Origin of the sequence: Paenibacillus sp. SYP-B3998 (assembly GCF_010820665.1) — a bacterium.
Classification (GTDB): Bacteria; Bacillota; Bacilli; order Paenibacillales; family NBRC-103111; genus Paenibacillus_E.
Window position 1 is genome coordinate 804,990 of sequence record NZ_JAAIKC010000001.1, and the last position, 11,980, is coordinate 816,969.

The 11,980-nt window shown below is 46.4% G+C and carries 14 protein-coding genes; all 14 read left to right on the forward strand.

Annotation, left to right across the window (positions count from 1 at the left end):
* Positions 1-4: 4 nt before the first annotated feature.
* A complete protein-coding gene (locus tag GK047_RS03495; RefSeq protein WP_163941200.1) occupies positions 5-928 on the forward strand; it encodes a VOC family protein in 924 nt (307 codons plus the stop codon).
* A 28-nt stretch (positions 929-956) separates the two neighbouring features.
* Positions 957-1,817, forward strand: a complete 861-nt coding sequence (locus tag GK047_RS03500; protein WP_163941205.1) for a transporter substrate-binding domain-containing protein — start codon at positions 957-959, stop codon at positions 1,815-1,817.
* On the forward strand, positions 1,818-2,516 hold the full coding sequence (locus GK047_RS03505) for an amino acid ABC transporter permease (protein WP_163941208.1): 699 nt from the start codon (positions 1,818-1,820) through the stop codon (positions 2,514-2,516).
* A gap of 10 nt (positions 2,517-2,526) precedes the next feature.
* Positions 2,527-3,237, forward strand: a complete 711-nt coding sequence (locus tag GK047_RS03510; protein WP_163941213.1) for an amino acid ABC transporter permease — start codon at positions 2,527-2,529, stop codon at positions 3,235-3,237.
* Positions 3,234-3,986, forward strand: a complete 753-nt coding sequence (locus tag GK047_RS03515; protein ID WP_163941217.1) for an amino acid ABC transporter ATP-binding protein — start codon at positions 3,234-3,236, stop codon at positions 3,984-3,986. The genes GK047_RS03510 and GK047_RS03515 overlap by 4 nt, the downstream gene beginning before the upstream one ends.
* A 15-nt stretch (positions 3,987-4,001) precedes the next feature.
* Positions 4,002-4,475, forward strand: coding sequence for a DinB family protein (locus GK047_RS03520; protein WP_163941219.1), 474 nt, complete (start codon positions 4,002-4,004; stop codon positions 4,473-4,475).
* Positions 4,472-5,629, forward strand: coding sequence for an N-methyl-L-tryptophan oxidase (solA, locus tag GK047_RS03525; RefSeq protein ID WP_163941223.1), 1,158 nt, complete (start codon positions 4,472-4,474; stop codon positions 5,627-5,629). Before GK047_RS03520 ends, solA begins: the two co-directional genes overlap by 4 nt.
* 7 nt (positions 5,630-5,636) lie before the next feature.
* On the forward strand, positions 5,637-6,422 hold the full coding sequence (locus GK047_RS03530; RefSeq protein ID WP_163941227.1) for a methionine ABC transporter ATP-binding protein: 786 nt from the start codon (positions 5,637-5,639) through the stop codon (positions 6,420-6,422).
* On the forward strand, positions 6,419-7,087 hold the full coding sequence (locus tag GK047_RS03535; protein ID WP_163941231.1) for a methionine ABC transporter permease: 669 nt from the start codon (positions 6,419-6,421) through the stop codon (positions 7,085-7,087). Before GK047_RS03530 ends, GK047_RS03535 begins: the two co-directional genes overlap by 4 nt.
* A gap of 33 nt (positions 7,088-7,120) precedes the next feature.
* Complete coding sequence (locus tag GK047_RS03540; RefSeq protein WP_163941234.1) at positions 7,121-8,020, forward strand: MetQ/NlpA family ABC transporter substrate-binding protein; 900 nt, start codon at positions 7,121-7,123, stop codon at positions 8,018-8,020.
* Positions 8,021-8,051: 31 nt separating this feature from the next.
* A complete protein-coding gene (locus tag GK047_RS03545) occupies positions 8,052-9,386 on the forward strand; it encodes an NtaA/DmoA family FMN-dependent monooxygenase (RefSeq protein ID WP_163941237.1) in 1,335 nt (444 codons plus the stop codon).
* A gap of 5 nt (positions 9,387-9,391) precedes the next feature.
* A complete protein-coding gene (locus GK047_RS03550; protein ID WP_163941239.1) occupies positions 9,392-9,889 on the forward strand; it encodes a GNAT family N-acetyltransferase in 498 nt (165 codons plus the stop codon).
* Between the two features lie 264 nt (positions 9,890-10,153).
* A complete protein-coding gene (locus tag GK047_RS03555) occupies positions 10,154-10,855 on the forward strand; it encodes a response regulator transcription factor (RefSeq protein WP_163941242.1) in 702 nt (233 codons plus the stop codon).
* 12 nt (positions 10,856-10,867) lie between these two features.
* On the forward strand, positions 10,868-11,947 hold the full coding sequence (locus GK047_RS03560) for a sensor histidine kinase (RefSeq protein ID WP_163941244.1): 1,080 nt from the start codon (positions 10,868-10,870) through the stop codon (positions 11,945-11,947).
* Positions 11,948-11,980 lie beyond the last annotated feature (33 nt).

Below are 11,980 nucleotides of genomic sequence, written 5' to 3' on the forward strand. Positions count from 1 at the left end.
ACTCATGTCAAGCATCATTCATCCAGAAACACGAATTGGCTATGTAGAGTTAAAAGTAAGTCATTTGGAGCAATCGATTACCTTCTATCGCAATGTAGTCGGACTGGAGCTTGAGCGCATAGAAGGAGGCAAAGCGTATCTCTCCGCCCATGGCGGCGTTGAACCGCTGCTCGTTCTTGAGCAGCCAGAGGGCGTATTCCCGCAAGGCTCTCGAACGACAGGGCTTTATCATTTCGCGCTGCTGTTGCCGACTCGTCAAGATTTCGCAACTGCGTTCTTCCACATTCTTCGCTCGAAGGAAACTATCGAGGCTCCAACGGAACAGGAATCGCGTTATACGTATTCATCAGAAATTTTACCTATTTCTAGACTGAATAGCGCAAGTGACCATACGTATAGCGAGGCGTTCTATTTGCAAGACTTGGATGGCAACGGTATTGAGATTTATGCGGATCGTCCACGTGATGTATGGCCGCCTGATGGTCGCGGGGGGAGTCATCCGCTTGATTTGAAGTCATTGGCAGGGATAGCTGATTATGCATTCAAGGGACTTCCCGCAGGTACGGTCGTGGGGCATGTGCATTTACGAGTGGCCGATATCGACCAAACGCGAGCGTTTTACGTAAATGCGCTTGGATTTGAGGAACAAATCAGCAGTAGCGATGTCTTGTTTGTTTCAGCAGGCGGCTACCATCACCACATAGGAACAAATACATGGAATGGTAAGCATCATCCCTATCCTGGTGAACAGGCTACTGGACTCAAGCTCTATTCGATTGTTTTACCACATAATGAAGCGTTGGAAGATGTGAAAAAGCGTTTAGCTGAGGCTGGCTATGAGATCGTTAACGAAGAACATAGCGATCATTTTATTACAACAGATCCAAATGGAATTGGCGTGAAATTTACTTTGTTTTATAAAAAATAGATAACTATTTTAGAGGAGGCTTTTTATTATGAAAAAATTAACCGTTCTATCAACCGTTCTACTTACGACTGCATTCGCAGCTGGGTGCGGCAATCAAGCCAAAACAGCTGGAAGTTCTCCAGCAGCGACCGCTGCGTCTACAACCCAAGTGGCAAGCACGACTACGCCGGCAGCTTCCAAAGCCGTAAAGAAAGTCGTTGTCGGCACAGGCACACAGTTTCCTAATATTTGCTTCATAGACGATAAAGGTAACTTGACAGGGTATGACGTTGAGCTTGTTAAAGAGATTGACAAGCGCTTGCCCGATTATGAGTTTGAGCTAAAAACGATGGAATTCAAAAATCTTTTGCTCAGCTTGGAAACGAATAAAATTGACTTTATCGCCCACCAAATGGAAGTAAATGATGAAAGAAAAGCCAAATTCTTGTTTAATGACGAGGCTTATAATATTTTCCCCAATAAAATTATCATTCATCGAGATAACAACGCCATTAAATCCATTGACGATCTCAAAGGAAAAAAATTGTTAGTTACAGCGACAAGCAATGCGGCTGTTTTAGCTGAGAAATACAATAAAGAGCATAACACGGGCATTAATATCGTTTATACCGGCGCAGGTGAAGACGCCAAGGCTTCGATCAAGGCGGGACGTGCAGATGCGTCCATCAGCACCCAATTTGCGATTGATTTCTTGAATAAAACAGCAGATGCGCAATTAAAAACAGTTGGCGATTCGTTGTCGAATTCAAAAACTTACTTCATTTTACGTAAAGATGAAGCGGATTTGAAAACGAAATTAGATGAGGCTGTGAAAGCCATTAAAGCGGATGGTACTTTAGCCAAATTGAGCACCCAATGGCTCGGAGCCGACTACTCGCAGGGGCAATAGATGGGGAAATCATTCGATATTACGCTCGTTTTAGATTTTCTTCCTAAGCTTCTGTATTATTTGCCGCTTACGCTGCTTATTCTTGTGGCTTCCTTGGCGATTGGCTTCGCGCTGGGGTTGTTGATTGCTCTCACTCGGTTATACCGAATTCCGGTGCTTAGCCAGATCTCTGTCGTCTACGTGTCTTTCATTCGTGGAACGCCGATTCTTATCCAATTGTTTCTTGTTTTCTACGGATTGCCAATGTTGCTCCAAATCGTGCAGGTGGACATTTCGCGGATGGACCCGATTTATTTCGTCATCATTACATATGGCCTTAGCATTGCAGCCTTTAAGTCCGAGAATATCCGAGCGGCCGTCAATTCGGTCGATCGGGGACAAACGGAAGCCGCTTATGCAGTAGGAATGACGGGCACGCAATCTTTTTTGCGAATCGTTGTGCCCCAAGCGCTGCTTATTGCATTTCCGAACTTTGCGAACTCCGTCATTGGTTTTCTCAAGGACACGTCGTTGGCTTTTTCAATCGGCGTTATGGATATGATGGGACGGGGGCAAACGCTCATTGCCGCTACAGCGCACACGCTCGAAGTCTACATCAGTTTAACGATCATTTATTACATAACGGTTCTGCTATTTGAGAAAGTATTTAAGGTTACTGAGTTCAAGCTGCAAAAGCATGAGCGTCCGTTAGCCGGGTGAGGTGAGGAAGATGAGCATTGATGTTGTGTTTATTTATACCGCATTTTTTGAAATTTTAAAGGCTTTGCCATTGACGCTCGTGCTGACCTTTGTCCCTCTCGTTATCGGCTTTGGGATTGGCTTGGTTACAGCTTTTGCAAGGATTTATAAAGTGAAGTATATATATCGGCTTCTTGATTTTTATGTATCTTTTCTGCGGGGGACCCCGATTTTACTGCATATCTTCCTTATTTATTGGGGATTGCCGCTCGTTATCGATCGGATATCGACCTATTATGGATGGGGCTTCAAATCTTCGTCCATTCCTTCCTTACTCATCGTATTGACGGCATTTTCGATCACCGCAGGCGCCTATATGTCAGAAATTATTCGTTCGGGCATCATGTCGGTGAACAGAGGTCAGATCGAGGCCGCATACTCGGTAGGCATGAGCACGCCTCAAGCGTTATGGCGCATCGTTATGCCGCAAGCCATCGGTGTTATTTTGCCTAACTTATGTAACATCTTTGTTGGCTTCCTGCATACGTCTTCCTTGGCTTTTAACGTGTCACAGCTGGAGCTGTTAGGCAAGGCTAACGTCGTAGCATCTGTCAGCTTGAAGTTCTTGGAGGCGTTCATCGCTGCTGCCTTTATTTATTGGGGGCTTACCCTGCTGGCCGAAAGACTGACTGCTTTTTTGGAGAAAAAAGTGAATGCCTACAATCGAGGAGGGGTCGTATGATTCGGTTAACGAATATCCATAAATCCTTTGGCAAAAACAAGGTGCTGAATGGTATTAACCTTACTGTGCAAAAAGGGGACGTGGTCGCCATTCTTGGTCCTAGCGGTTCGGGTAAAACGACGCTGCTGCGCTGCGTAAACTTTCTTGAGAAGCCGAATGATGGAGAAATTTCGATCGGAGATTTCAAAGTAAGCGGAAAGCATCCTAGCAAGCAGGATATTATTCAGCTGCGCAGGAAAACTGCGATGGTGTTTCAGCACTATAATCTGTTTAAACACAAGACGGTGCTTGAAAATGTGATGGAAGGACTCCTTATCGCGCAAAAGCAACCGAAAGACGAGGCTAAGCGAAAAAGTCTGGAAGTTTTAGACAAAGTTGGACTTCGGGAAAAGGTAGACGCTTATCCAAGCCAGCTTTCCGGCGGGCAGCAGCAGCGGGTAGGGATTGCTCGCGCTCTTGCGCTGAATCCAGAAGTTATTTTGTTCGATGAACCGACCTCCGCGCTTGATCCAGAATTAGTTGGCGAAGTACTTGCAGTTATTCAAAAAATTGCCCGAGAAGGGGTGACGATGATTATCGTAACCCACGAAGTCGGCTTTGCAAGGGAAGTATCAAGCCATGTCGTGTTCATGGATGGCGGCGTCATTGTGGAAGAAGGGCAGCCGGAAGAATTATTTGTTAGGCCGAAGGAAGAGAGAACGAAGCAATTCTTGAAACGCGTTACACCAGAATGGAGCTATGTCATTTAATAGGGGGCGTAATCAATGAGTCAAAGTATTATTGATCTTCAGAAATTTACGAATACGTATGAACAGCTCCGCTCAGCCGTGGAGGGTTTGACAGATGATCAAGCGAAATGGAAAGCTTCTGAAACCAAATGGAGTGTTACGGAAGTGCTGTCTCACTTAGTGGATCATAGCTTAATCACCTCTTTTCGAATTCGCAAAATTGTTGCCGAATCACGGGCAGGTGTGATTCAAATTCCGTCATTTGACCAAGATCCATGGGTAAGCAGTTCCAAAGCGAATGATAGCTCTGTGGCTGAAGTGCTGGACGTCTACCAGTCTTTGCTCACGTACAATGGACTTTTTTTCAAGCGGCTATCCGCTGAAGATTGGGAGAAATCAGGTGTGAATGTCAAAGGGAAGACGCTCACGATATCAGAGCTGTACGAAGGATTTGTTAATCATGTGCAGGTCCATCTTGCACAGATCGATAGAATTAAGCAAGCGTTATGAGTCCTTCGACATCGTATGACGTTATTGTTATAGGCGCGGGCTCGATGGGCATGAGCGCGGGTTACTTTTTAGCCAAGCATCAAGTTAAAGCCCTGCTTATTGATAAATTTGACCCTCCTCATGGGGCTGGGAGTCACAATGGCGAGACTCGGCTGATCCGTCATGCCTATACAGGCAGCCGCACTTATACCGCTATGGCGCTGCGCGCAGATCAATTGTGGACAGAACTTGAAGAGCAGAGCGATCAGCCCTTGCTCGTTCGCAGTGGTGTGCTGAATATGGGAGCGAATGAGTCGGGCAATTTGGAACAAAAATGGCAAACAACCGAAGAATTCGGTCTGCAAGTAGAACGGTTGGATGCAGACGAGATCCGTAAAAGATGGCAGGGCATCCAGCTTCCTGAATCGTATGTGGGCTTGTATGAGAGAGAGGCGGGCTTCCTCTACAGCGAGGCATGTATAAGGGCATATCGCAAACAAGCTTTGGCGCTTGGCGCGAGGCTGTTAGTGAATACGCATGTGACCCGCATCCAAATAGAGAAAAGCGGTGTTACTGTCCATACGTTAGAGCGTTCCTACCATGCGGATCAGCTTATATTGTGCGCAGGAGCCTGGTTTGGAGAACTGGAATCGCTTATTCAGCTGCCGATTCGTTCCGTTCGCAAGGCAGTCGCTTGGTTTGAAGCGGACGAGACTTTGTACGATGTGTCACGGTTCCCTGGGTTCACATTCGGCGGAATCGGCGGCGGCTTCTATGGCTTTCCTAGCATTGGTGGTTCGGGCGTCAAGATCGGACGTCATGATGAAGGCCAAGAATGGCGGCCTGGCATGCCGTTCCAGCCGTTCGGCCATTTCTCCGAAGACGAAACTCATCTGCGGCAAGCGTTGGAGACTTTTCTGCCTCAAGCGGCTGGACGAATTCTTCGCTCAGCGGTTTGTAAGTACGAGTTTACGCCTGACGAGCATTTCATTATCGATCGCCACCCCGAGCATAAACATGTGTTCGTGGCTGGAGGTTTTTCGGGTCATGGGTTTAAATTTTCCAGTGTTGTCGGTGAAATATTGGCTGAGCTTACGCTGAAAGGTAGGACGGAACAGGACATTTCTCCTTTTGCGCTAGCTAGATTTCATGACCAGCATGTGAACTTGAGGTGAATGGCTGATGATTGTCGTACAGCATCTTAACAAAACGTATCATACCGCAAGTACCCGTACGAAGGCATTGGATGACATTAATTTGCAGATTGAAAAAGGCGAAATCTTCGGCATCATCGGCTTTAGCGGCGCCGGCAAATCTTCCTTGATTCGCTGCTTGAACCGCTTGGAGGAACCAGATTCCGGGAAAATCATCATTGGCAATAAAGTAATCACGGATTTAGACAAAAAAGAATTGCGCGAGGCTCGAAGAAAAATCGGGATGATTTTTCAGCAGTTTAATTTGTTGGATGCAAGGACGGTGTTCCAAAACGTAGCCTTTCCTCTGGAAGCTGCGGGGCTGCCGAAGACTAAAATCAAACCAAGAGTGGATGAAATTCTAGAGCTTGTGCAGCTAAGCGATAAAGCGGACGCTTATCCCGAACAGCTCAGCGGCGGGCAGAAGCAGCGTGTAGGCATCGCACGCGCGCTAGCCAATGAGCCAGATGTGCTGCTCTGCGATGAAGCTACGTCAGCACTTGATCCGCTGACGACGTTTGCCATTCTTGAGCTGCTGCAAGAGATTAATCGCAAGCTGAAGCTTACGATTGTGTTTATTACCCATGAAATTGATGTGCTTCAGCATATCTGTGGTCGTATGGCAGTTATTGAACACGGGAAAATCGTAGAAACGGGCTTGGTCGATAAAATCTTTCTGGAGCCAGAAAGCGAAACCTCCCGCAGCTTTATCCGAATTATTCAAGGGTACCAGAGCAAACGCAGCTTGACGCAGAAAGTAGGTGCTCTCGTATGAATGAAGATTTAATGGGTCTCTTGCTGCAAGGGTTAGGAGAGACCCTCTACATGGTTGCCTTATCGACCGTGTTTGCCTTGCTTCTAGGTTTTCCTCTTGGCATCGTGCTCGTTGTGATGGAAAAAGGAAATCTGCTTCCCGCTCCGAGGTTTCACAAAGTGCTGAGCATCCTTGTTAATATCATTCGATCTTTTCCAGCTATTATTTTGATTGTCGTACTACTGCCCCTATCCCGCTTTGTCGTGGGCACGACGCTGGGTGCTACTGCTGCCGTTGTTCCGTTAGCGATTGGTTCTGCGCCGTTTCTGGCGAGAATTATCGAAAACGGCATGAAGGAAGTGAGCTTTGGCAAAATCGAAGCGGCTCAAGCTGCTGGGGCTACGCCTTATTTTATTATTACACGTGTGCTAATCCCAGAAGCGCTTCCTTCCCTTGTTCGTGGTGTGACGCTTTCGATTATAACGATCATCGGGTTTACAGCGGTAGCGGGAGCGATTGGCTCCGGCGGACTAGGCAGTTTAGCGATCCGTTTCGGCTATATGCGGTTTAGGACTGATATTTTATTTTTCACCGTGCTGCTGCTTGTTGTGCTAGTGCAGCTCATTCAATGGCTTGGCGATTACATAGCAAAGAAAATCAATCAAAAAAGATACAAATTCGAATAGGTTGTATACCCCAACTACTAGGAGAGATATGAAATGAAAAATCAAAAAATCGGAGCGACTTCCGTTCTTGCATTGACCATTGGTCTATTAGCTGGCTGTGGATCGTCCGCACCAACAGCATCTACAGTTTCCCCTTCTCCCAAAGCAAGTCAGGCACCTAGCGCCGAAGCTAGTGCAGCAGCAACCACAGCGGCAACCGCTCAGCCGAAGGCGGAAGTGAAATTGAAAATCGGTGCGGCAGCTGTTCCTCACGCAGAAATTTTGAATTTCGTAAAACCGAAATTAAAAGAGCAGGGAATCGACCTGAATGTGCTTGTACTGGATGACGAAGGGCAGTTAAATCCGTCATTGGCCGAAAAGCAGCTTGATGCGAACTATTTCCAACACGTGCCTTATCTCGAATCGATATCCAAGGAAAAAGGGTACAAATTTGCCGTAACGACCAAAGTGCACGTGGAGCCGATTGGCTTTTACTCAAAAAAACTGAAATCGATCGAGGAAATCAAGGATGGAGCGACGATTGCGATTCCTAATAATCCTTCGAATGAATACAGATCGTTAGTGCTCTTGCAAGCGAAGGGCCTAATCAAGCTCAAAGAAGGCATCACGACATACTCCGCAACGCCGAAGGACATAACTGACAATCCCAAAAAGCTGAAGTTTAGCGAAGTGGATTTCGCGCAGCTTCCTAGAGTTCTGCCTGATGTAGATGGCGCAATTATTAACACCAATCTTGTATTAGAAGCCAAAATTGATCCCAATTCGGCCTTATTCCGTGAGGATGCGAATTCACCCTACGCCAATATTATTGTCGTTCGCCAAGGGGATGAAAATCGTCCGGAAATTAAGAAGCTCGGCGAGGTGTTGACTTCACCTGATGTGAAGAAGTTCATTCAAGAGAAGTACGGCGTTGCTGTAGTTCCGGCATTCTAATAAACACTATTGCATAGAGGGGAAGATGATTGTGGCTGGAAAAAGACAAATTAAATTGTCGGCCTACTTGGTGGGCACGGGTATGCATGTGGCCTCTTGGCGGCATCCGGACGCACAAGTCGATTCAAGCATCGATATCGCTTATTACCAGAGGCTGGCGCGATTAGCTGAGCGCGGTAAGTTCGACATCGCCTTTATCGCGGATAGCTTGGCGATTAATGAACAATCGCATCCGAACATATTGAATCGGTTCGAGCCGCTTACGTTAATTACGGCGATTGCGGCTGCCACGAGCAGAATCGGTGTTGTTGCTACAGCTTCTACGTCGTATATAGAACCCTTTAATCTTGCCCGATTATTCATGTCTATCGATCATATTAGCGGGGGCAGGGCGGGGTGGAATATCGTAACGACGCGGGATCTTTCGGGAAACACGGCTCGGAACTTTAACGGCACTGAGCACTTTGAGCATAGCTATCGGTATCAGAGAGCAGAGGAATTCATCGACGTTGTGAAAGGGCTCTGGGATTCATGGGAAGATGATGCTTTTATCCGAAATCAGGCAAGCGGACAATTCTATGATCGCAGCAAGCTGCATCGAATTGATCATCAAGGCGAGTTTTTCTCCGTTCAGGGACCGCTGAATATCGCTAGATCGCCGCAAGGGCATCCCGTCCTCGTGCAAGCGGGTTCCTCCGAGTCTGGCCAGCAATTCGCTGCGCGGTCGGCGGAAATCATTTTTTCTCATAAAAACACGATTGAGGAATCGAAAGTATTTTACGAGGCGTTCAAAAGCAAGGTCGCTGCAAACGGACGAACCCCTGATGATGTCTATATTTTGCAGGGTATTTCACCAATTATCGGAGAAACTGCGCAGATCGCAAGAGAAAAGGCGACCTACTTGGATTCGTTGATTCCTGAAGAGACGGGGCTGAGCTTCCTTACGGATTACTTGAATGGTTATGATTTCAGTAGATACACATTGGAAACGCGAGCAAGAGATATTGGCTTGCAGGAGCTTAGGGAAGTGCGCTATGAATTTAAGCGATTTCAAGCAATCATTGCCAAAGAAAATCCTACCTTGCGCCAGCTGTATTCCTTACTAACGGGTTCCTACAGTGACGACTCGTTCATTGGAACCCCGGAACATATCGCCAACAATTTGGAAACATGGTTCACCGAGCGTGCGGCAGACGGTTTCATGTTGATGACACCGCTTCTCCCCAGCGGGTTAGCAGATTTCGTGCAGGAGGTTGTACCCCTTTTGCAAGAAAGAGGCTTATTCCGCACGGAATACGAGGGGACAACGTTACGCGGGCATTTTGGTTTAAGCGTGCCTGCTAATCAATTTGAAAAAGGAAGGTGATTACGATGAGCGACAAGTATCGGTTAGCGACCAACGCAGATGCGGAAATGATGCTGGAAGTGATTTCACAAGCGTATGAGTCCATTCGCGAGCTTGGCATCGCCTTTAGAGCTGCTAGTGCGGATTTGGACATGATCAGCGAGAATATAATAAATAGTTCTTGCTACGTATTGGAAATCGATGGTTCGATAGTAGCGACGATCTCTTTGAAAAATCTAGAGGAAGTGACGGACCTACCTTTTTTATACTGGTTCGCCGTTTTACCTTCCTACAAAAATCAAGGTGTAGGCAATCGCCTTCTTACCTACGTCGAGGAGGTTGTTGTAAGGGATACATTGTTAGCGCCTGGCGTTGTGCTTGCAACGTCCCGCAATCATCCTTGGCTACTCGCGATGTACGAGCGTAAGGGCTACGAGCCCTTTCATGAGAAGCCGCTTGGAGAAGCAGATACGCTTATTTTTTTGAAAAAGACATTAATCAAGCACACCCAGCTTGTTCAATAAGGACGAAGGAAAGACGGCCAAGAGAAATCTCTCGGCTGTCTTTTACTATTCTGTGCTTTTTTATGCTACAGTTTAAAAGAGGTTTCAGGGATAGTTTTTACTCTGACGAAAGAAACACCGTTGTGATAATCGGTGTTTTTCCGTATGCATAAGGCGACTAATGTCACATGAGCGTTTGATTACAATTCATTCTTAACGCTCGGCTTGCTACTATAGATTTAAAATGATAAGTATTTACCATAGCAGAATTTTAGGAGGCACATCATGTATCGAATTTTTATTGTGGAAGACGATGATAAAATAAGTGCTATTTTGAAAAAAAATATGGAGAAATACGGATTTGAGGCTTCTTCCGTTTCGCAATTTCGCGAAATCATGCCGGAATTGGAGGCGTTTGCGCCGCACTTAGTGTTGCTGGATATTAATCTCCCTTATTTCGACGGCTTTTATTGGTGCAGGCAAATTCGAAAGAGCTCGAGTATCCCCATCATCTTCATATCCGCGCGGGCAGGTGAGATGGATCAGGTGATGGCTATCGAGAACGGCGGAGATGATTACATCACGAAGCCAATACATTTGGATCTCTTAATGGCAAAGGTGAAAGGTGCCCTAAGAAGAGTTTATGGCGAATATGCCACTGCCTCTGGGCTTGACTCGGCAGTAGAAAATACACTTCATGTTCAAGGATTGCGGTTGCATCTCAGCCGCAGTGAGCTGGTTTGGAACAAGCAAAAGGCTCAACTCACAAAAAATGAGCAATTGTTGGCTGAATGCTTGATGCAGACACCTGGAGAGATCGTCTCTCGTGAACAACTTCTGGAAGCACTGTGGGATGATGTGCAGTTTGTAGATGACAATACATTAACCGTTAATGTAACTAGACTTCGGAAGAAGCTGGAAGATATTGGACTGCCAACGGCGGTTGAGACGGTTCGTGGTCAAGGCTATAAGCTTGTACTGGAGTGAGGGGTTGAGTTAATGAATAAGAGATTAGTCGCATTTTTTGTAAGTGATCGGTTATTCCATATTTTTTTATGTGTGTTTATTATCGGGTTGAGTGTGGGATTCATGCTGTTGGATAGGGAACGTTATCCAGGTGCAATGGAATGGGGGACGATTTCTTATTTTGTAGTGCTTGCTTTATTTTTTATCGGTTTGTGGCTGGCTGTTGATTATGTACGTCAGAAAGCTTTTTTCATGCAAGTTAAGCATGCAATAGAGCGTTCTGGTGATTTGGGGGGCTCAGCAATCGTGCAATCTGCTGTAACGAGGGAGCAACAATTAGTTGTTCGCTTGTTGGAGGAACAGCACAGCGCTTATTTGAATGAACTTGGAAAATATCGGCGCAGCCAGGAGCTGCACAATCATTTTGTGCTGCAATGGGTGCATCATATGAAGACGCCAGTATCGGTTATCGATATGCTATCACAAGATGCTTTACAGCAGATGCCCGGTACAAAGGAGGAGCAGAAGCAGCTTATTGAGAGCATGAAGGAAGAAGCTGAGCGTATGACTAGAGGTCTGGAGATGATGCTTTATACAGCGCGCCTTGACAAGTTCGAACTCGATCTTCTTCTCAAAAGAGTGCCTCTCCACGAGTTGATTCGTGTTGTTATGAATACGCATAAGCGTCTCTGTATCCGTCATTCTATATTTCCGCGAATCGAAGGAGAAGCATGGTTGGAAACGGATGAGAAATGGATAACGGTTGTTCTGAATCAATTTGTTAGCAATGCGGTCAAATACAGCAAGAGCAAGCCGGGAGCCAAAGGGCTCGTTTTTCAATTGGAGTCCTTTGCTGACGGAGGCGGAAAGCTTTGTGTGACCGATGAAGGCATAGGAATAGCACCACACGATATGCCGCGCATCTTTGATCCATTTTTTACGGGTCAGAACGGACGGGAAACTGGGGAGTCGACGGGTATGGGGCTATATTTGGCGAAACAGGTGTGCGATCGACTCGGACACAGCCTTTCTGCAACTTCTGAACTTGGCGTAGGTACGACGTTTACGGTCACTTTTGAGTCTCGGGGTATTCATTTGTTCAGCAGCAAGTGACAATTTTGTAAGGTGTTTTGAAAGGGAAATCGA